Source organism: Streptomyces sp. NPDC096136 (genome assembly GCF_044763325.1).
GTDB lineage: Bacteria > Actinomycetota > Actinomycetes > Streptomycetales > Streptomycetaceae > Streptomyces.
This window is the reverse complement of sequence record NZ_JBIWFZ010000010.1, coordinates 227,880-247,137: the sequence shown is the minus strand read 5'-3', so window position 1 is coordinate 247,137 and position 19,258 is coordinate 227,880. Positions and strand designations below refer to the sequence as shown.

19 protein-coding genes are annotated in these 19,258 nt (G+C 74.0%); 8 read left to right on the top strand and 11 right to left on the bottom strand.

All coding sequences use genetic code 11. The features are described 5' to 3' along the window. Nucleotides 1–36 precede the first annotated feature (36 nt). Both ACIRBY_RS22410 and ACIRBY_RS22405 read right to left on the bottom strand, forming a co-directional pair. On the bottom strand, nt 37–2,496 hold the full coding sequence (locus ACIRBY_RS22410) for a PQQ-binding-like beta-propeller repeat protein (RefSeq protein WP_403902816.1): 2,460 nt from the start codon (nt 2,494–2,496) through the stop codon (nt 37–39). Nucleotides 2,497–2,692: 196 nt separating this feature from the next. Next, nucleotides 2,693–3,583, bottom strand: coding sequence for a VOC family protein (locus tag ACIRBY_RS22405; RefSeq protein WP_403902813.1), 891 nt, complete (start codon nt 3,581–3,583; stop codon nt 2,693–2,695). Between the two features lie 364 nt (nt 3,584–3,947). Between ACIRBY_RS22405 and ACIRBY_RS22400 the strand changes: the two genes are divergently transcribed. Beyond that, the gene (locus ACIRBY_RS22400) at nt 3,948–4,595 is read left to right on the top strand and encodes a TetR family transcriptional regulator (RefSeq protein WP_042812962.1); all 648 of its coding nucleotides are present in this window, start codon (nt 3,948–3,950) and stop codon (nt 4,593–4,595) included. Nucleotides 4,596–4,649: 54 nt separating this feature from the next. On the opposite strand, the gene ACIRBY_RS22395 is transcribed toward ACIRBY_RS22400, so the two are convergent. Further along, on the bottom strand, nt 4,650–5,135 hold the full coding sequence (locus tag ACIRBY_RS22395; protein ID WP_403902810.1) for a nitroreductase family deazaflavin-dependent oxidoreductase: 486 nt from the start codon (nt 5,133–5,135) through the stop codon (nt 4,650–4,652). After that, nucleotides 5,135–6,406: an acyl-CoA dehydrogenase family protein gene (locus tag ACIRBY_RS22390; RefSeq protein WP_403902807.1), complete on the bottom strand. Its 1,272-nt coding sequence runs from the start codon at nt 6,404–6,406 to the stop codon at nt 5,135–5,137. Before ACIRBY_RS22390 ends, ACIRBY_RS22395 begins: the two co-directional genes overlap by 1 nt. A 155-nt stretch (nt 6,407–6,561) precedes the next feature. Between ACIRBY_RS22390 and ACIRBY_RS22385 the strand changes: the two genes are divergently transcribed. Both ACIRBY_RS22385 and ACIRBY_RS22380 read left to right on the top strand, forming a co-directional pair. After that, nucleotides 6,562–7,773, top strand: coding sequence for a thiolase C-terminal domain-containing protein (locus ACIRBY_RS22385; RefSeq protein WP_403902919.1), 1,212 nt, complete (start codon nt 6,562–6,564; stop codon nt 7,771–7,773). A gap of 75 nt (nt 7,774–7,848) precedes the next feature. Further along, the gene (locus ACIRBY_RS22380) at nt 7,849–8,382 is read left to right on the top strand and encodes an NUDIX hydrolase (protein WP_403902804.1); all 534 of its coding nucleotides are present in this window, start codon (nt 7,849–7,851) and stop codon (nt 8,380–8,382) included. 6 nt (nt 8,383–8,388) lie between these two features. Here the strand turns inward: ACIRBY_RS22380 and ACIRBY_RS22375 are convergent, their stop codons facing one another. Then, nucleotides 8,389–8,691 (bottom strand): protealysin inhibitor emfourin, encoded by a 303-nt coding sequence (locus ACIRBY_RS22375; protein ID WP_403902801.1) that lies wholly within the window; start codon nt 8,689–8,691, stop codon nt 8,389–8,391. A 2-nt stretch (nt 8,692–8,693) separates the two neighbouring features. Continuing rightward, nucleotides 8,694–9,908, bottom strand: a complete 1,215-nt coding sequence (locus ACIRBY_RS22370; protein ID WP_403902798.1) for a M4 family metallopeptidase — start codon at nt 9,906–9,908, stop codon at nt 8,694–8,696. Nucleotides 9,909–10,355: 447 nt separating this feature from the next. On the opposite strand from ACIRBY_RS22370, the gene ACIRBY_RS22365 reads away from it, so the two are divergent. The 4 genes from ACIRBY_RS22365 to ACIRBY_RS22350 all read left to right on the top strand — a co-directional run bounded on the left by ACIRBY_RS22365 (nt 10,356) and on the right by ACIRBY_RS22350 (nt 15,446). Beyond that, nucleotides 10,356–13,298 carry an alpha/beta fold hydrolase gene (locus tag ACIRBY_RS22365; RefSeq protein ID WP_403902795.1) on the top strand — a complete coding sequence of 981 codons (2,943 nt, stop codon included), beginning with the start codon at nt 10,356–10,358 and terminating at the stop codon, nt 13,296–13,298. Between the two features lie 131 nt (nt 13,299–13,429). Continuing rightward, entirely contained in the window at nt 13,430–13,621 is a 192-nt protein-coding gene (locus ACIRBY_RS22360) for a hypothetical protein (RefSeq protein ID WP_366451618.1), read from the top strand. Between the two features lie 83 nt (nt 13,622–13,704). Then, nucleotides 13,705–14,526: a proline hydroxylase gene (locus ACIRBY_RS22355; protein ID WP_403902792.1), complete on the top strand. Its 822-nt coding sequence runs from the start codon at nt 13,705–13,707 to the stop codon at nt 14,524–14,526. 80 nt (nt 14,527–14,606) lie between these two features. After that, a complete protein-coding gene (locus tag ACIRBY_RS22350; RefSeq protein ID WP_403902789.1) occupies nt 14,607–15,446 on the top strand; it encodes a PhzF family phenazine biosynthesis protein in 840 nt (279 codons plus the stop codon). A 28-nt stretch (nt 15,447–15,474) separates the two neighbouring features. Here ACIRBY_RS22350 and ACIRBY_RS22345 read toward each other — a convergent pair whose 3' ends face one another. Next, nucleotides 15,475–16,050: a hypothetical protein gene (locus ACIRBY_RS22345; RefSeq protein ID WP_403902787.1), complete on the bottom strand. Its 576-nt coding sequence runs from the start codon at nt 16,048–16,050 to the stop codon at nt 15,475–15,477. Between the two features lie 148 nt (nt 16,051–16,198). Between ACIRBY_RS22345 and ACIRBY_RS22340 the strand changes: the two genes are divergently transcribed. After that, on the top strand, nt 16,199–16,864 hold the full coding sequence (locus ACIRBY_RS22340; RefSeq protein ID WP_403902784.1) for a pyridoxal 5'-phosphate synthase: 666 nt from the start codon (nt 16,199–16,201) through the stop codon (nt 16,862–16,864). Nucleotides 16,865–16,942: 78 nt separating this feature from the next. Here ACIRBY_RS22340 and ACIRBY_RS22335 read toward each other — a convergent pair whose 3' ends face one another. From ACIRBY_RS22335 to ACIRBY_RS22320, 4 genes are all read right to left on the bottom strand, one after another. Beyond that, entirely contained in the window at nt 16,943–17,239 is a 297-nt protein-coding gene (locus tag ACIRBY_RS22335) for a hypothetical protein (protein WP_403902781.1), read from the bottom strand. 200 nt (nt 17,240–17,439) lie between these two features. Next, nucleotides 17,440–17,850 (bottom strand): Zn-ribbon domain-containing OB-fold protein, encoded by a 411-nt coding sequence (locus tag ACIRBY_RS22330; RefSeq protein ID WP_403902779.1) that lies wholly within the window; start codon nt 17,848–17,850, stop codon nt 17,440–17,442. Further along, a complete protein-coding gene (locus tag ACIRBY_RS22325; protein ID WP_403902776.1) occupies nt 17,847–18,299 on the bottom strand; it encodes a DoxX family protein in 453 nt (150 codons plus the stop codon). The genes ACIRBY_RS22330 and ACIRBY_RS22325 overlap by 4 nt, the downstream gene beginning before the upstream one ends. 68 nt (nt 18,300–18,367) lie before the next feature. Then, nucleotides 18,368–19,141: a maleate cis-trans isomerase gene (locus ACIRBY_RS22320; RefSeq protein WP_403902774.1), complete on the bottom strand. Its 774-nt coding sequence runs from the start codon at nt 19,139–19,141 to the stop codon at nt 18,368–18,370. Between the last annotated feature and the right edge of the window lie 117 nt (nt 19,142–19,258).

Sequence of the window (19,258 nt, the reverse complement as noted above, 5' to 3'; positions counted from 1 at the left end):
CGGGGCCGGGACGCCGTGCGCCCCGGCCCCGGCCGGTCAGCCCCCCGTGCGGGTGCCCGTGCCCTTGGCGGCGTCCAGGGCGTACACGCAGCGGTCCTTGCTGCACGCGTACACCACGCCCGCCTCCGCCACCGGCGCGCCGGTGATCTCGCCGCCCGTGGCCAGCTTCCAGCGCAGCTGCCCGCCCGCCGCGTCCAGGGTGTACAGGCAGTGGTCGGCCGAGCCGAAGTGGACCCGGCCGTCCGCGACCACCGGGGGACCGGTGATCTCGCCGCCGGCCGCGAACCGCCACTTCGGGGTGCCGGTGACCGCGTCGAGCGTGTACAGGGCGCTGCCCGCGCCCAGGTGGACGTTGCCGCCCGCCACCAGCACCGGGTCCGCGGCCGGGCGCGGCTCGGTGGCGATGCGCCAGCGGTCCTTGCCGGTGGCCGCGTCCAGGGCGTAGACGGTGCCCAGGTAGTCCGCGAGGTACACCCCGCCGCCCGTGACCGCCGGGCCCGGCGCGAACGCGGGCGGGGCCAGGAAGACGGCGGGCGCCTCGAAGTGCCAGCGGACCCGGCCCGAGGCCCGGTCGACGGACAGCACCCGGGTGCCGGCGGCCACGTACACGTTGCCGTCGGGCGCCGGGGTGACGCGGACCGGGACGTTGCCGCAGGAGGCCGCGTCCCCGACCGGGTACGACCAGGCCTCCAGCCCGGAGCGGGCGTCGAGGGCCCGCAGCCGGGCGTCCTGCCAGACGTAGACCGTGCCGTCGTGGAGGACGGGGGCCGCCTCCGGCGTCTCGAAGTCGGACTGGGCGCCGGTCAGCTCCCACAGCCTCTGGCCGGTGGAGGCCTCCCAGCCCTGGACGCCGCCGCCGCGCGTGGCGGTGATGACGGTGCCCCGCTCGGCGCGCAGCGCGTACACCCACGCGTCGGCGTTCAGCCGCCACCGCTCGGAGCCGTCGGTGGCGTCGAGGGCGAAGAGGGAGGGCCCGTCGGAGGCGTGGATGCGGCCGTCGGCGACCGCCATGGACCAGGCGACGTCACGGGTCTTGAACTGGCGCCGCCCGCTGCCCACGTCCAGGGCGTGCACCTCGAAGGAGGTGACGTACAGCAGGTCGCCCGCGACGGTGGGGGTGCCCCAGACCTCGTTCGACATGCGGAAGCGCCACGGCCGCCAGCGGCCGCTGTCCGGGGACGGCCCGGGGGTCGGTACGGACGGGGTCGCCACCGGGGCCGCGGCGGACGCGGCGACTCCGGCCGGCGGGCGCACCCAGCCGGTCGCCGAGTCCGCGGAGGCGTGCCCGGACGGGGCCGAGGCCGTCGCCCGCGGGCCCGGCCCGATCGGCACCGGGGAGCCGCCGAGGCGCACCGGCGCGCCCGGCAGCGAGGACGCGGGGGCCATCGGCGGGCGGTCCGGGCGCGGCGGCAGGGCCTGCCCGGTGCGCGGGTCGGTGAACGGGTCGGCGGTGCCGCGCGGGGGCCTGCGGTGCGTGGCGGGGCCGGAGACGGGCGGCGCGGAGGCGGGCCCGGGGGCGTGCCCGGACGGCGCGGACGCCGATGCGCCCCGCGGGGCCTGGGAGGGGCCGCCCGGCGACGGGACGCCGGGGACGGGCGTGCGGTTGCCGGCGCGCCGGGCCTCGATCATCGCGACGGCCCGCGCCGGGAGCCACGCCGAGGCGGTGCCGCTGTCGTCGCCGCCGTCGAAGAGGTGCGGGGCGAGCTGCGCCTGGAGGTCGGCGGGGGTCGGGCGCTGGGTGGCGTCCATCTGCATGCAGGAGTCGATCAGCGGCCGCAGCTCGTCCGGGAGCCCGTCGAGGTTGGGTCCCTCGCGCAGCAGCATGAACACCGTCTCGACCGGGTTCGCCCCGTGGTACGGCGGGTGCCCGGTCGCGGCGAAGACGAGGGTGGAGCCGAGCGAGAACACGTCGCTGGCGCCCTTGACGCTGCGCGAGTCCTTCGCCTGCTCCGGCGACATGTAGGCGGGGGTGCCGACGGCCACGTTCGTCATCGTCAGCCGCGTGTTGGACACGCCGCTCGCGATGCCGAAGTCGATCACGCGCGGCCCGTCCTCGACGACCAGCACGTTGGACGGCTTCAGGTCGCGGTGGACCAGGCCCGCCCCGTGGATGGACTGCAGCGCCTCCGCGATGCCGGCCGCCAGCCACCGGACGGCCTGCACGGGCATCGGACCGCACTCGTTGACGATCTCCTCCAGCGAGGGCGCCGGCACGTAGGCGGTCGCCAGCCACGGCACGGCCGCGCGCGGGTCGGCGTCGACCACGGCCGCGGTGTAGAACCCGGACACCGCGCGCGCCGCCTCGACCTCGCGCGTGAACCGCACGCGGAACAGCTGGTCCTCCGCGAGCTCGGTGCGCACCGTCTTGATCGCGACCCGCCGACCGGACGCCGACCGCGCGAGATAGACCAGCCCCATGCCGCCGGCGCCGAGCCGTCCCAGCACCTCGAAGGGGCCGATCCGTCTCGGGTCGTGCTGCGTCAGCTGCTCCACCACTCGCCTCCACACCTCCCCGTACGGACCCTCTGCCCGGGCCCGCTCTTGCAAACAGCGCGTCCACCAGCGCGCACCGGCACCGCGGACGGCCGCCCGGCGTCCCGTACGGCACCGCGGGCGGGGACGGCACCCCGTCCCGCCGCGTGCGGCGTCCGACTCCGGGCCCGTGGCCAGGAGTCGCGCAATCCCGATTCTGTCAGGCCCGCGCCTGGTCCGGCCCCGGCTCCCGGTCCCCATTCCCGCGCGACTGCGACAGGAGGGCGAAGACGGCCCCCTGATTGTCGGCGACGACGGCGATCCGGCCGTACGGCGTGTCGAACGGATCGGCCGTGACGCGCCCGCCGAGGCGCCGCACCGTGGCCACGCTCGCGTCGCAGTCGGGGACGGCGAAGTAGGCCAGGAAGTGGGCGGGCATGATCTCCGGGAAGGCGTCGGTGATCAGGCTGCGGCCCAGGACCGCGGTGTCGGCGCCGGGCGCGCTGCCGGGCGGGGACCACAGGCGGTACTCGGCGTCGGAGGCGGCTCCGGTGGTTCCTGTGGTGCCGGTGGTGCTGGTGGTTCCTGTGGTGCCGGTGCCGTCTTCGGTGTCGTACTGGTCCTCGGGGACGTAGCCGAAGACGGTGGCGTAGAACACGTCGACCGCGTCGCGGGCGCGGGTGTAGAGCTCGGCCCAGCAGTACGTGTACGGCTCGTCCTGGGCCTCGAAGCCGTGGTGGGTGCCGGGCTGCCAGAGCCCGAAGACGGCCCCGCCGGGGTCGGCGGCCATGGCGGCGGTGCCGTAGGGGCCGACGGGCTGGGGGTCCATCACCATCTGCCCGCCCGCGGCGCGGATGCGGGCCGCGCAGGCGTAGGCGTCGACGGTGTACAGGTAGACGCCCCAGACCGTGGGCATGCGGCCGTCGGGCTTGGGGGCGAGGGCGGCGACGTTGCGGCCGCGGCTGTAGGCCTGGGTGTAGCCGCCGTACTCGGGTCCCGCGCTGTCCGCGAAGGTCCACCCGAAGAGCTCGCCGTAGAAGCGCTTTCCCGCCTCGACGTCGGGGAGCGAGGCGTCGACCCAGCAGGGGGAGCCTTCCGCGAATGCGACCATGGGGAGGTTCCTTCCGTTGCGCTGGGTCTGGCAGGGTTTTTCACGGACTCGCCGGAGATGGCGGGGGTGGTGGGGTTGGTCGCCCTTCTCGGTTTTCGCCCCTGGTGGACAGGATCCGCCCGAAAGGTTGTCCACACCCTGTTGATAAGACTATTCGGGGGATAAGCGGCGATACGGCGGGGGGTCTCCGCCGGCGCGCCCGCCCCGCGCCCGCGCCCCACCCGCCCTGCGACGGCCGTGCAATTCGGCTGAAATCCGCCGGCGCCCGATGCCCCGAGGCCGCTCCAGGGCTGGTCGGCGGGCCCGTAACCCCATTTGCAGGCGGCCGAATAGCGCGCCGGAGCCCCCTCGGTAAGCTGACGGCATGACAGGACAAGTACGCACCGTCGACGGGCGTGTCGCCGGCCGGCGCGGCCAGGCGACGCGGCAGAAGCTGCTCGACTGCCTCAGCGAGATGCTCAGCTCCTCGCCGTACCGCGACGTCAAGGTGATCGACGTCGCGCGCAAGGCCGGTACCTCCCCCGCGACCTTCTACCAGTACTTCCCGGACGTCGAGGGTGCCGTCCTGGAGATCGCCGAGCACATGGCCACGGAGGGCGCCCAGTTGACGGCGCTCGTCGAGGGCCGCAGCTGGGTCGGCAAGGCCGGCTGGGCCGCCGCCGAGGAACTCGTCGAGGGATTCCTGGACTTCTGGCGGCGCAACGACGCGATCCTGCGCGTCGTGGACCTCGGCGCGGCCGAGGGCGACAAGCGGTTCTACAAGATCCGCATGAAGATCCTGAACTCCGTCACCAACTCCCTTACGGAGTCGATGAAGGAGCTCCAGGCCAAGGGCAGGGTCGACAAGGACCTCAGCCCCGCCGCGATGGCGGGCTCCCTGGTGGCGATGCTGGCCGCGGTCGCCTCGCACCAGAAGGGCTTCCAGACCTGGGGCGTCAAGCAGGCGGAACTCAAGCCGAACCTGGCACTGCTCGTCCACCTGGGCATCACCGGCAAGAAGCCGACCAGGTGACGGCGGACCCCTGCGAGGGGTCCGCCGCCGGCGCTGGTTCCCGTACGCCTGCGGTCAGCGCCGCTCCAGGCGGAAGAGCCTGATCTCCCGCTCGATGCGCGCCTGGTACGTCGCGTAGGGCGGCCAGAACCGCAGGACCGCCTTCCACGCCTCGGCCCGTTCGGCCCCCTCCAGCAGGCGGGCCCGTACCGCGATGTCCCGCCCCCGCCAGTTCACGTCCGCGTCCGGGTTCTTGAGCAGGTTCCCGGTCCAGGCCGGATGGCCGGGGCGGCCGAAGTTGGACCCGATCAGCAGCCAGCTCGCGCCTCCGTCCTCCGGCATGCAGGCGAGCGGGGTGGTGCGCGGCTCGCCGCTCTTCGCCCCCCGGGCGGTGAGGATCACGCCCGGCAGCATCCGGGCGCTGAGCAGCACCTTTCCTCCGGTCAGGCGGTGCACCGCCTTGTCCATGGCGGGGATGAAGTGCGGCGCGATCTTGGCGAAGAGGAGGGTCGAGGAGACCTTCTGCATGAGTTTGACGGGGAGGGTCGCACCGGGAGCCATCAGACGGCCGCCTTCTGTGGAGTCGCGGAGGTGGGCGTGGGCGTAGGCGTGCGCGTGGCCGAGGGGGCGGCCGTGGCCGCGGGCGTCGCAGGGTGCGGGGCGTCGAAGAGGCCGGCCCGCTGCGCGGCGTGCGCGCGGAGCCGGTGGACCGGTCCGAAGAGCAGCTCGTCGGCGGCCGCCCGCTTGAAGTAGAGGTGCGCGTCGTGCTCCCAGGTGAAGCCGATGCCCCCGTGCAGCTGGATGGCCTCGCCCGCGGTGGTCCGCAGGGCCTCCAGGGCCTGGGCGAGGGCGAGGGCGCCCTGTTCGGGGTCCCAGGCGGCGTAGTAGGCGGCGGAGCGGGCCGCCTGGACCTGGACGTAGAGGTCGGCGAGGCGGTGCTTGACCGCCTGGAAGGAGCCGATGGGCCGACCGAACTGCTCGCGCCGGCGGACGTGCTCCACCGTGCGGTCCAGCGCCCGGCCCGCCGCGCCGACGGCCTCGGCGGCGAGGACGGTGGCGGCGTGGCGGCCGGTGGCGGCCAGGGCCGTGAGGGCGGCGGCCCCGCCGTCCGCAGGGTGGGGCTCCCCCAGCAGCCGGGCCTCCACGTTCCGCAGTTGGACGCGACCCTGGGGGCGGGTCTCGTCGAGGGTGGTCTGGCGGGTCCGCACGAGGCCGGGCGCGTCGCCCCGGACGAGGAACAGCAGGGTCCGGGCCCGGGCGAAGCCGCCGGTGTGCGCGGCGACCAGGAGCAGGTCGGCGCTGTGCCCGTCGAGGACCTGGGCCGCCTCCCCGTACAGCCGCCAGCCGTCGGCGTCGGCGCGCGCCTGCACCCCGCCCGCACGGCCCCCGCCGGCCCAGTCGCCGGGGGCGTTGTCGCCGGTCAGGGCGAGGGCGGTGGCGAGGGCGGGGCCGGGGACGGCGAGCGCGGCGGTCAGCTCCCCGGCCGCGAGCGCGGGCAGCAGCTCGGCGCGCTGGGCGGCGGTGCCGAGGGCGCCGATCAGCGGGGCGGCCAGGGCCGCGGTGGCCAGCAGCGGCGAGGGCAGCAGCACGCTCCCGGTCTCCTCGCAGGCCAGCGCCAGGTCGGCCGGGGTGCAGCCGACGCCGCCGTACTCCTCGGCGATGGCGATGCCGGGCAGGCCGAGCTGCCGGGAGAGCAGCTGCCACAGCTCGCGGTCGTGTCCGGCATCGGTCCGGACGGCGGTTTTGACCTCGTCCGGGCCGCAGTGTTTGCCCAGGATCTCGCGCAGGGTACGGCGCATCTCGTCCTGTTCCGCGGTGAAGGCGGCATCCATCGTCGGGCTCCTCCCCGTATCTGACGGGGCGTCATGTTAGGGCGGCGGGATCGAGATGCACAGGGGCGGGACGGGTGTCGTCGCGGGGGCCGGCGGCGTACGGGGGCTGGCATCTGACGCATCGTCAGCTGTACCGTCCCCCCATGCCTGGACCCATGCCTGGACCCCTGTCCGCACCGCCCCTGCCCCCCTCCCCCGCCGCCCCCCGCCGCCGGGTCGCGGTGGTCGGCGTCGCCCTGTCGGACTGCGGCCGGGTGGACGGCCCGACCCCCTACGCCCTGCACGCGCAGGCCGCCCGGCGGGCGCTGGCCGACTCCGGCCTGGACCGCTCCGTCATCGACGGCTTCGCCTCGGCCGGCCTCGGCGTCCTCGCGCCGGTGGAGGTGGCCGAGTACCTCGGGCTGCGGCCCGCCTGGGTCGACTCGACGTCCGTCGGCGGATCGACGTGGGAGGTGATGGCGGCCCACGCCGCCGACGCCGTCGCCGCCGGCCACGCCAACGCCGTCCTGCTCGTCTACGGCTCCACGGCCCGCGCCGACATCAAGGCCCGCCGGCGCACGTCGAACCTGTCGTTCGGCTCGCGGGGGCCGCTCCAGTTCGAGGTGCCGTACGGGCACACGCTGGTGTCGAAGTACGCGATGGCCGCGCGCCGGCACATGCACGCGTACGGGACGACGCTGGAGCAGCTCGCCTCGGTGGCCGTCCAGGCCCGGGCCAACGCGGCGGCCAACCCGGACGCGATGTTCCGCGACCCGATCACGGTCGAGGACGTCCTCGCCTCGGAGCCGATCGCCGACCCGTTCACCAAGCTGCACTGCTGCATCCGCTCCGACGGCGGCTGCGCGGTGCTCCTGGCGGCGGAGGACTACGTCCCGGACAGCGCCAAGGCGCCCGTCTGGATCCTGGGCACGGGTACGTCGGTGTCCCACACGACGATGTCGGAGTGGGAGGACTTCACCGTCTCCCCGGCCGCCGCCTCGGGCCGCCTGGCCTTCGCCCGCGCGGGCCTCACCCCGGCGGACGTGGACCTCGCCGAGATCTACGACGCCTTCACGTACATGACGCTCGTGACGCTGGAGGACCTCGGCTTCTGCGCCAAGGGGGAGGGCGGCGCCTTCGTGGAGAAGGGCCGCCTGCTGCGGGACGGCGAACTCCCGGTCAACACGGACGGCGGCGGCCTCTCGGCCTGCCACCCGGGCATGCGCGGCCTGTTCCTCCTGGTGGAGGCCGTGCGCCAACTCCGCGGCGAGGCGGGCCCCGGCCGGCAGGTCACGAGGCGCGACGGCACCCTCCCGGAGGTCGCCGTGGCCTCGGGCACCGGCGGCTGGTTCTGCTCGTCGGGGACGGTGCTGCTGGGGCGGGGGTGAGGCAGCGGCCGGCCGGCCGGGGCCGCCCGGCCCCGCTCTGCGATGCTGGGCTCCGGTCGACGAGGAGGTACGGGCATGCGGTGGACGGTTCACGGGGAACGGCCGGTCTACGAGAACCCCTGGCTGAACCTGTGGCTCGCCGACGTGCAGACGCCCGACGGCAGCCGGTTCGAGCACCACGTGGTCAAGCTGCGGAACCTGGCGGTGGCCGCCGTGGTCAACGAGCGGCGGGAGGTGCTGATGATGTGGCGGCACCGGTTCATCACGGACACCTGGGCCTGGGAGCTCCCGATGGGGCTGGTCGAGGCGGACGAGACCCCCGGGGAGGCGGCCGCGCGGGAGGTGCTGGAGGAGACCGGGTGGCGGGCGGGCGCGATGAAGCCCCTCGTCTACGCCGAACCGGCCGCCGGGATCACCGACTCGCAGCACCACCTGTTCCGGGCCGATGGCGCGACGTATGCGGGGCCGCCGACCGAGAAGAACGAGTCCGACCGCATCGAGTGGATTCCGCTGAACCGGATCCGGGGGATGATCGACCGCCGCGAGATCGTCAGCAGCGGGACGCTGGTACCCCTTCTGTACGTGTTGATGGACGAGGGGATCCGCTGATCCCGCTCATCCGCCCTGTTGTGCGAAGTGGTTCTCCAGCCAGGTGAGCAGGGCCGCGAACTCCTTCGTCATGGCGATGTCCGACTGCTTGAGGACCGTCGGGCCGCCGCCGTTCTCCACCGTGATCGCGTAGGTCATCGCGTCCGCCGCGCCGCCGGCCCGGTCCTCGTTCGGCGCCGCTCCGGCCGCCGCCACCAACCGGGTCAGCTCTGCCGCGGTGTCCGCGGACAGGGTCGCCGTGTCCACCGCCCGGGGCGGGCGGCGGAGGTCACTCGCCGCCGCCAGCCCGCCGTGTGTCTTCAGGGTCACCTTCACTGGACGCCCTTCAGGGTGGCGAGGTCCTTGGCGAGCCCCGTCACCTTGGTGCTCAGGTCCCCGATCTGCCGGGTCAGGGCCACCATGCCGTCCTCCCGGCCCGCGCGGCCGTTCCCGTTGACCGCGAAGCTCCGCGGGCGGGCGAGACCGACCGGGACACCGCTGATCTGGATCTCCACCTCCGCCCACGCCGCCAGCACGGCCGACTGTTCGGGGCCGCCGGCGCCGAACAGGTCCCCGGCCTTCCGGAAGGTCGTGTCCGCGAATTCCTGGAAGGTGGCGGTGGCACTCGACGCCTTGAGCGACTCGTACCAGATGGATCCCGCGCTCTCCCACGCGAATCCCCCGATGGCCGTGGCCGTCAGGAAGAACGCCTTGTTCGGGATGCCCGAGTTCTCGTGGACCCCGCCGCTGTCCCCTTCCTCGGTGTCGGGCAGGTGCATGAACCTGCTCATGCGGTCGGGCTGGGGGTCCTTCCCGAACGGCACGTTGTCGTAGGCGTGCCCGGGGGCCTTCATCGAACGCAGTGCGTCACCCGCGATCCCCGGGGTCCACACGTCGGCGCCGATGAGCCAGTCCGCCTCCTCGGCCGTCTGTTTCAGCGACCGCTGTTTGACGAGCGAGCCGAAGACGTCCGACATCGATTCGTTCAAGGCTCCGGACTGATTGCGGTATTCGAGTTTCGCGGTGTGGTCGGTGACTCCGTGCGCCAATTCGTGGGCGATCACCTCGAGCGATCCGGTGAGGTCGCTGAACTTCTTTCCGTCCCCGTCACCGAACACCATCTCCCGACCGTCCCAGAATGCGTTCTTGAACTTCACGCCGAAGTGGACGTACCCGTCCAGGCGCATCCCGTGGTCGTCGATCGAATTGCGGTTGAACACTTCCCTGTAGAAATCGCGCGTCAGGCCGAACGCGTCAAAGGCCCGGTTGACGGACGGGTCCGCGGATTCCGGGCCGTCCTCCGTCCGGGCCACGACGGCGAGCTCGGGGAAGCGCCCGTGCTCGCAGTCGAAGATGGTGCGCCGCCCGCTTCCCGGGGCGGCCGCGCCGGCGAAGTCGGCCCGGACCGAACGCTCACCCCGCAGGCGGGCCGTGGTCAGAAGGGTGTCCAGGGCACCCTGGCGCACCTCCCTGTCCTCGCTCTCGAGGAGCTTTTCCAGGATGTACGGGGGAATAATGCAGTGGACTGGTCGGCGGGTCCTGCTCATGAGGCACCTCCTGAGCGAGAGGACCTACGGTTAAGAATTCATCATTTGACGTTTCATCATTTGATGCGAGAATGTTCTCAGACCTGGATTTCAGCGGCCATTTCACGCTGATATCGCCAGTCTCGCAGCCGCCACTGGCGACTGGCAACCTTCCGGACAGCCGTTTGGCGCTGTGATTTCGGCAGTGTGCGGCGGCCTCCGGCGAGGGCATCGCGGACGTCGGGGCCGGCGCGGCGCGCGCCCCGCGTGCGCCGGGGGCGCGTCATGGGGCGCACGGGGGCGGGGAGGGGGCGCGGCCGGGCGTGTCGCGGCGGCGGCGGTCCGTTTCCGGGTCTGTCCCGTCATGGCCCGCCCCGTCGCACCTCGTGCATCATTGAGCCGGCTGGTTCTTCATCTGCGACCGAATTCCTTCTGCTTCAACACCCTTTCTGGCTGCGGAGGTTCGCGATGGCGGTACGGACACGCGTCCACCTCGTGCTGGTGCACGGCCTGTTCTCCTCCGCGAAGGTGTGGGACGCGTTCCACGGGCTCCTGGCCGACGACCCCGAACTCGGCGACTGGCTCAGCGTCCACCGCTTCCAGTACGACTCACCCCTCGTGCGCCTGCGGCCCGACCGGCGTGTCGCCGAGACCGACGACGTCGCCGACCAGTTCGGAACCTTCCTGGAGACCGGACTCGCCGACGCCGAGCGGATCGTCATCGTCACCCACAGCCAGGGCGGTCTGGTCGTCCAGCGGTTCCTCGCACGGAAGCTGTGGAACGGCGAGGGGCGCGACCTGCACCGCATCAGGCACTTCACGATGTTCGCCTGCCCCAACACCGGATCCGGCTTCTTCCTCACCGTCCGCAAGTGGCTCAAGGTGCTGTGGCACAACCCGCAGGAGCAGCAGTTGCGCCCCTTCGACCGGGCGGTGACCGAGGCCCAGCGGACCGTCCTGAGCGCCGTCGTGCACGCCCGCGCGTACGGGGACATGGAGTGCCCGATCCCCGTGCGCGCCTACGGCGGGTCGGCCGACGACGTCGTGCCGCCGGTCGTCGCGCGCGGCGTGTTCCCCAAGGGCGGGGTGGTCACCGCCGACCACTTCTCCATCGTCCAGCCCGCCGACCGCACCGCCGCCGCCTACATGGCCGTGCGCGGCGCCCTGCTGGAGGTGGCCCGGGGGGAGCCCGGGCGGGAGGAGTCCGAGGTGCCCGCGCCCGGCCCGTCCGTCAGCGCGGACGAGTGGGCCGTTCCGCCGGAGGGCCCCGGCGACGAGCTGGACCTGGCGCCGTTCCCGCCGCCGCCCTACGGGCGGCTGGAGGAGGGCCAGCTGAAGGGCCAGGAGCGGCTCGGGCTGGTGGCGCACCTGCTGTCGGAGCAGGCCCGCCAGCAGGTCCACGTGCTCACCGGGCTGGGCGGCTCCGGCAAGAGCCGGCTGGCCCTGGAGACGGCCGACCGCGCGCAGCGGGACGGGCGCCGGGTGTGGTGGGTGTCGATGCCGGAGCTGAGCCTGCGCATGCGGATGATCGCCCGCGACCTCGGGGCCCCGTCGATCACCGTGGAGCGGGCCTGGCTGCTGGGCACGGCCATGGACCTGGTGTGGACGCTGCTCAACGACTGCCCCGACCCCTGGCTGCTGGTCTTCGACAACGCGGACGACCCCGCGCGCCTCGGCCCCCGCGACGGCGACGTCTCCAGCGGGACGGGCTGGCTGCGCCGGCCGCAGAACGCCCGCGGCACGGTGCTGGTCACCAGCCGGGCGCGCCGGCCCCAGACCTGGGGCGACGGGCTGCGCATCCACCGGATACCGCTGCTCGACGAGAACGACGGCGCGTCCATGCTGCTGGAGCGCACCGGCGGCCTGGGCGGCACGAACGAGGACGCGCGCCGCCTCTCGCGGGAGCTGGGCGGGCTGCCGCTCGCGCTGCGCCACGCCGCCGACGTGATCAGGGCGGTCAGCGAGAGCCGGATCTCCCTGGACAGCGACATCCGCGACTTCGAGGCCTTCCGCAGTACGGTCGCCGCCCGCGTCGGCACCGCGGCGGGCCAGGACGGGCCGCACCTCAGCGAGCTGCTGGGGCGGGAGATCGTGGAGAAGTCCTGCGGGATCGCCCTGGACCTGCTGGGCCGGCGGGGGGTGGGGCAGGCGGCGACCCTGCTGAAGGTGTTCGCCTGCCTGAGCATCGCCCCGGTCCCCTACCGCTGCCTGCTCGCCGGTGCGGCCCTCGACCGCTCCCCCCTCTTCCCCGGTGCGAGCCCGGCGCGCACCGGCGCCGCCCTCGCGGGCCTGGAGGAGTTCGGCCTGGTGGACGCGTACGAGCGGGAGGGCGTCGGGGAGCGCGATCTGGCCCACGTCCTGGCCATGCACCCGGTGGTGCACGGGGTGCTGCGCGAGGACGAGGAGGTGCGCGACCGGGCCTCGGACTACTACGGGCTGGCCGTGCGGATGGTGTTGTCGGCCGCCCACCTGCGCAATCCCGACCACCCGGCCAACTGGCCGCTGTGGGCCGCGCTCGCCCCGCACGCGATGGAGGTCTCCCGGGCGTGCCTGCTCGGCGACCTGAAGCTGTCGGACCGCACCGTGCGCGCCGAGGCCCTGGAGCTGGCCCGGCTGACCTCCCGCTACCTGATCGCGACGGGGCTGCTGGGGCCGGCGTACGACCTGGTGCTGCCGATGGTGGAGCGCTGCGCCTCCTTCGGGTTCGACGTCGACGACCGGGAGATCCTGGGCCTGCGGCACGAGCAGGGCCGCATCCACCTGGACCGGGAGCAGCTGCCGCAGGCGGAGCGGGTGCTGGAGCGGGTGGTGGGGGCGCGCACCCGGGTCCTGGGGGAGAACCACGCCGACACCCTGGCCAGCCGGCACAAGCTGGCGCGGTCGATCGTGGAGCAGTCCGGGCGGGAGGAGGAGGCCGAGGCGATGCTGCGCTCGATCGTCGAGGCCGAGAACGAGGTGCGCGGCCGGGAGCACTACGACACGCTGGTGATGCGCAACACCCTGGCCCGGACGATGCTGGCCCTCGGCGCGCACGGGGAGGCGGAGGCGGAGGCCCGGCAGATCCTGGACATCAGCCGGCGCAACCACTGGCCGCCGTCGACGCCGGAGATCCTGCGGGCGCGGGAGACGCTGACGCACGCGCTGCTGGGCCTGGACCGGGCGCACGAGGCGGAGCAGGTGATCGGTGAGGCGCTGCGGGACGCGTCGCAGCCGTCGGACTCGAACATGGTGATGAGGTTCCGGTTCACGTTCGTACTCGTGCTGCTGGGGATCCGCGGGCGTACGAGCGAGGCGGTCGAGCGCCTGAAGGCGCTGGTGCGGGACCTGGACCGGGTGGTGGCCTCGGAGCATCCGCTGTCGGTGCAGGCCAGGGCGCTGCTGGAGAAGACGCTGCGCGAGATGCCCACGTGAGGGGCCGGTGGACGTCCGTCATCCACCCGGATTCGGGGCGAATTCCGGCGCCCGGTGCGGACTTGCGCGTAGCCTGACGGTGCCTCACTCTGTGTGACGCGTCCCACACCGAAATGCGCGGAGGTCCGCCGATGACTGCCGTCCCGGCCGATACGAACGACGACCGGTCCCTCAGGTGGGGTGCGCCGGGGAGCGCTCTGGAGGAGCTCCAGGCGGAGGTCGGCCGACGGATCGCGATGGAGGCGCTGGAGGCCGGACGACAGGCACTCGAACTCGACGCCAAGTCCGCCTTCCGTACGACCAGTGGGACGCATCCCGTGTGAGTGCCGTTGTTCCCTGTTGTCTTTCCGAGTGCCCGGGGGGCCGTCGAATGACGTCAGAACAGGCAGGACGATCCACGCAGAGCGTGTTACCGGCGCCTTCGGCGCCACCGACCCCGTCGCACGACCCGTTCTTCCGCGCCGTCACCGCGCCCGCGTTCACCCACGAGCTGCTCGCCGGCCTCGCCGCCGGCCGGTACGCGGCGGTGCGGGTGCCCGGCTTCCTCGCGCGGGAGCGGTGCGCGGAGGTGCTCGGCGCGCTGGAGGCGCGGCCGTTCGACTCGTACCAGCAGGACCGCATCGATCCGCCGGTGATGCGGTTCGGGGTCGGGGTCAGCGACCACATGGCGGACGGCGGGGTCGCCGACGGCTACTGGAAGGCGCTGGAGGGGCACCGCGAGGCCTGGCGGGGCCTCGGCCTGTCCTTCGACCCGTTCCGTACGAGCCGGGAGGCGCTCGCCGCGGCCTGGCCGGGCGGGGTGGCGGTCGGCCGCCGGGGCGGGCTGGAGATGGGCGACGGGGTGGCCAGGGAGCCGAACGGCGGGTTCCAGGTGCACTTCGACGACGCCCTGCGCGAGTACGCGGGGGACCTGCTGGACGTGCCGCTGATCGGGCAGTTCGCGTTCAACCTGTACCTGAGCGTGCCGCCCGAGGGCGGGGAGACGGTCATCTGGCGCCACCGCTGGCAGCCGGAGGACGAGGCGCACCGGCTGTCCGCGTACTACGGGTACGACGAGGCGGTGGTGCGGGGCGCCGAGTCGGTCGAGCTCGCCCCGCAGGTCGGCGAGGCGCTGCTGCTGGATCCGCGGTTCTTCCACGCGGTGCGGCCGAGCCGGGGGGCCCGGCGGATCGCGCTCGGGTTCGCGGTGGGTGTGGGGACGAACGGGCAGCTGCTCACCTGGGCGTGAACGGATGCACGTCCGTACGTCAACTTCCGCATGCCGTGCGGGTTTTGACGCTCCATGAGGACCCCCGCTACGTTCTGCCCATGGATCTTTTGCGCTACGTGGCCTTCAGCACCGATCCGCTCGGCGGGAACCCGGCGGGTGTGGTGCTGGACGCCACCGGCCTGGACGAGGCGACGATGGCCGCCACGGCGGCGGAAGTCGGCTACTCGGAGACGGCGTTCGCCGTTCCCCGGCGGGACGGGGAGCTCGACGTGCGCTACTTCAGCCCGCGCAACGAGGTGCCGTTCTGCGGGCACGCCACCATCGCCACCGCCGTCGCCCACGCCCAGCGGTACGGGGTGGGCGAACTGCTGCTGCACACCCAGGCCGGCCCGGTCCCGGTGACCACTTCGGCCGGGCCGGACGGGGCGGTGGTCGCCACGCTGGTGAGCGTCGCACCGCGTACGGAGGAGATCTCCGAGGCCGATCTGGCGGAGCTGCTGTCCGCCCTGCGGTGGTCGGCCGCCGACCTGGACCCGGCGCTGCCGCCCCGGGCGGCGTACGCGGGGGCCTGGCATCCGGTGATCGCGGCCGCGAGCCGGGAGCGGCTGGCGGACCTCGACTACGACATGGCGGCGCTGGGCGCGCTGATGGCGCGCCGCGGCTGGACGACGATCACCCTGGTCCGGCGCGAGTCGCCGACCGTCTTCCACACCCGCAACCCCTTCCCTCCGGGGGGCGTGGTGGAGGATCCTGCGACGGGCGCGGCGTCCGCGGCGCTGGGCGGGTACCTGCGGAGCCTGGGGCTGGTGGAGGTGCCGGCGGTCCTCACCGTCCACCAGGGCGTGGACATGGGGCGGCCGAGCCTGATCACGGTGGGCGTGCCGGCGGATCCGGCGGCGGGCATCGAGGTGACGGGGACGGCGGTCCCGATCGCCTGACCGCACGGGCGCGCGGGGCCGGGGCCCGCTACCAGTCCAGCGTGTCCAGGGGCCTGCCGTCCGGGGCGATGCGCAGGTCGTGGTGGATGTGGTCGAGGTCGACCAGGCGGATGTGGGACGGGTCCCGCCATTCGGCCTGGAGGACGCCCCTGGGGTACCGGGAGACGTACGAGGCCACCGGCCAGCGGCGCGCCGTGGGGAAGGAGCCGGCGTCGACGTGGATGCTCCAGACCGGGTCGGTCAGCCCCGGCCCCCGTTCCACCACCAGTCGGCGGGCCGAGCCGTCCGGGGCCCGGACGTCCCACTCAAGGTCGGGGAAGGGGTCGGCCATCACCGCGTACGCCGGAACGGCCAGCACCCCGGCCGCGCCGGCCCCGGCCAGGGCGAGGCCGGCGCCCTTGCGCACCGCCGGGCGGCGGGAGGCGAGCAGGGCGGCCGCGGTGAGGATGAGGACGGCCAGGGCGGCGAGGAGCACGGGGTGGTCGAGCTCGGCCGCGAGGGCCGGGCCGCCGGGCCGGTCGTAGGACGCGGCGACGGCCGCGGTCAGGACCGGCACCGCGGCGAGCGGGACCAGCGTGCGGGCGGCGGCTCTGGGGATGTCCATGGGGGCACCCTAGGGGCTGTCGTCGAACTCCCGTCGTCGCCCGTCGTCGCCCGTCGTCCCCGGCGGGGCGCACGGGCGTCCGACCGCGGCCCCCGGGGCCCGACACGCCGGCGGCCGGACCCGCGGACCGGGTCACTAGCCTGTCGCCATGACCGGTGATTCCGAGTTCCACGAGGTCCTGCACTCCCTGCGCGTCTGGGACACCGCCCTGCCCGCCTTCGACCCGGCATCGGCGCCCGGGCAGCCCCTGGAGCTGTTCCGGGAGTGGTTCGTGCACGCCGCCCGGGCGGGTCAGGCGGAGCCCCACACGATGAGCCTGGCGACGGTGGACGCCGACGGGCGGCCCGACGTGCGGATCCTGATGCTGCACGAGGCGGACGCGCGGGGCTGGCACTTCGCCTCGCACGCCACCAGCGCCAAGGGCCGCCAGCTGGCGGGGCGGCCGGAGGCGGCGCTGGCCTTCTACTGGCCCGCGGTGGGACGGCAGGTCCGCCTGCGGGGCCGGGTGACCGCGTGCGGGCCGCGGGAGAGCCGGGCGGACCTGGCGGTCCGCTCGCGCGGCGCCCTTGCGGCGGCGCTGACGGGCCGGCAGAGCGAGGTGCTGGGCTCCCCGCAGGAGCTGGCCGAGGCCTCGGCCGCCGCCTGGGAGCGGGCCGCGGCCGAGCCGGACGCCCCGGTCCCGACCTGGACCCGGTACGTACTGGACCCGTCGGAGGCGGAGTTCTTCCAGGGCGACGCCGCCCGCCGCCACGTCCGCCTGCGCTACCGCCGCGACGGGCAGGACGGCTGGACCCGCGAGCTCCTCTGGCCGTGAACGCGCGGCTCCCCCTGCGCGCAGACGACGGCGCCCCCCGCGGAGACCGCGGGGGGCGCCGTCGTGGGCCGGGGCCGGTCAGCCCTTGCCGAAGCCGCCGGCGATGCGGCTGGCCGCGCACTGGCGCCACTCGTTCTGGAAGGTGTTGCTCATCTTGCCGATGTTCCCGCCGTGCGAGCGCAGGTAGTCGAAGATGCCGGCGCAGTTCGACGCCGTCGGGACGAACCGCGAGGTGCAGCTGTCACCGGCGCCACCGCCGAAGTCGCAGCTGCCGGCCGCGGCCGGCGTGGCGGTGGCCAGGCCGAGGACCGGCAGGGCGATCGCGGCGGCGACGGTGACGGCGCCCGTCTTCAGCTTGCGCGAAATGCTCATCATTTCCTGAATTTCCCCTCATTGAGCACAAAGGCTTTCCCGCGCCCCGCGACACACCGCGCCGTTTCAGCCGGTGCGGTGGAACATCCCTGGTCAGAGGATGGGCGAGAGCGCTTCGCCTGGCTTGATCCTGTCCGCCGGGCCCTGCCGCGGACAAGAGAGTTGAGGGTTTTCAGAGGTCGACACGCGGACGAACGGCCCTTTCAGGGGCGGAACACCGCGACCCACACCCCTTCGGCCGCCTCCCGGAAGGCGACCCGCAGCGGCATGCCGATGCGCAGGTCCCCCTCCGCGCAGTCGACGACCTCGGTCATCATCCGGGGCCCCTCCTCCAGGTCGACCACGGCGGCCGTGTACGGGACCCGCCCGCCGAACGGCGGCAGGTCGTTGCGGTGGACCACCGACCAGGTGTAGAGGGTGGCGCGCCCGCTCGCCCCCTCCCAGGCCACCCGCTCCTCGCCGGCCCAGCAGAAGGGGCAGAACTCGCGCGGGTAGTGGTGGGCGCGCCCGCAGTCGGCGCAGCGCCGCAGGAGCAGCCTCCCCTCGGCGGCGGCGTCCCAGTAGGGGCGGGTGAACGCGTCGGCCTCGGGCAGGTCGTACCGCGCGGCGCTCACAGCAGGATCCCCGTCGCGGAGTCGAGGGACCAGGTCTGCCAGGAGACGCCGAAGAACGCGACGCCCGAGACGAGCGCCATCATCGAGTTCTGCCCCTGCTCGGCCCAGTCGTGGATCATCAGCACCAGGTAGAGCAGGTTCAGCAGCAGTCCGCCGACCAGCGCCACCGGGGTCAGGAACCCGAGCACCAGGCCCAGTCCCAGTGCGAGCTCCGCGTAGACGACGACGTACGCCATCAGCCGCGGGCGCGGCTCGACGACCGTCGCGAAGCCCGTCTTGACGAAGGACCAGCGGTGCCTGCCCGCCACGTCGGCGGCCCAGGCGATGCCGGTGCCGCGCTCGAACCAGCCCTTCTTGTCCTTGTGCCGCCAGCTCTCCAGCCACCACAGGCCGAGGCCTATGCGCAGCACGGCGAGCCATTCGGCCCCGCTGAGCCAGATGGTCTGCATGGACCGCCACCCTCCACTCGATCTGACGGTACGTCAGTTCAGCGGATCGGGGCGGATCCCGCAAGGCCTCAGACGACCTCCGTGAACAGCCGCCCGTACCCCTCGACCCCGTCCGCCCCCACGCCCGCCGCGCGCAGGGCGGACCACAGCAGGACCTGGTTCGCGGTCAGCACCGGGCGGCCCAGGGTGGCCTCCAGGGCCTCGATCGCACCGACCGCGCGAAAGCCGTTCCCCCCGACCACGACGGCCTCCGCCGCGTCGCCCACCCACCCCGCCACCCAGTCGTGCAGCCCCTGCGGGGTGACCTGCCCCTGCCCGCCGGGCAGGCCGCACGGGGCGGCGTACGGGACCTCGAAGCCGGCCTCCTCGTAGTAGCCGCGGCCCAGCTCGTTCAGGGTCTCGTCGAACCACGGCGGGTCGACGAGCGCGATCCGCCCGGCCCCCAGGGCGCGCAGCGCCTCGACGGCCGCCGCGCAGGTGGCGACCACCGGCAGACCGTGGGCGCGCTCGCGCAGCCGGGCCAGCATGTACGCCTCGCCGCGCGTCCCGATCACGTACGAGGAGCTGGTGAAGGCGTACGCGAGCACCGCCACCGGCGCGGCCGCCAGCAGCCCGGCCGCGTCGTCCACCTGCGGGGGCTCGGCGAAGGCCCGCACGGGGGCCAGCGGGATCGTCGCCTCCATCACGCCGCCGCGCCCCATCCCGCCGAACGGCACCCGGGCGTAGTGCAGGCCCACCCCGGCCGGGGCCATGGCGCGCAGCTCCGACTCGGGGCCGACGTCGGCGTGGGGGGTGAGGACACCGAGCCGGACGCGTACGTCCCACCCGTCGGGCTGCCACATCACGCGCTCCTCTCCACGGCCAGGACGCCCACTTTGTCAGGGTTCGATCCACTCTGCCGCCAGGCCGCGCCGGACCCGGACCGCCACCGCCCGCCCCCGTGACCGATCCGCAATCGA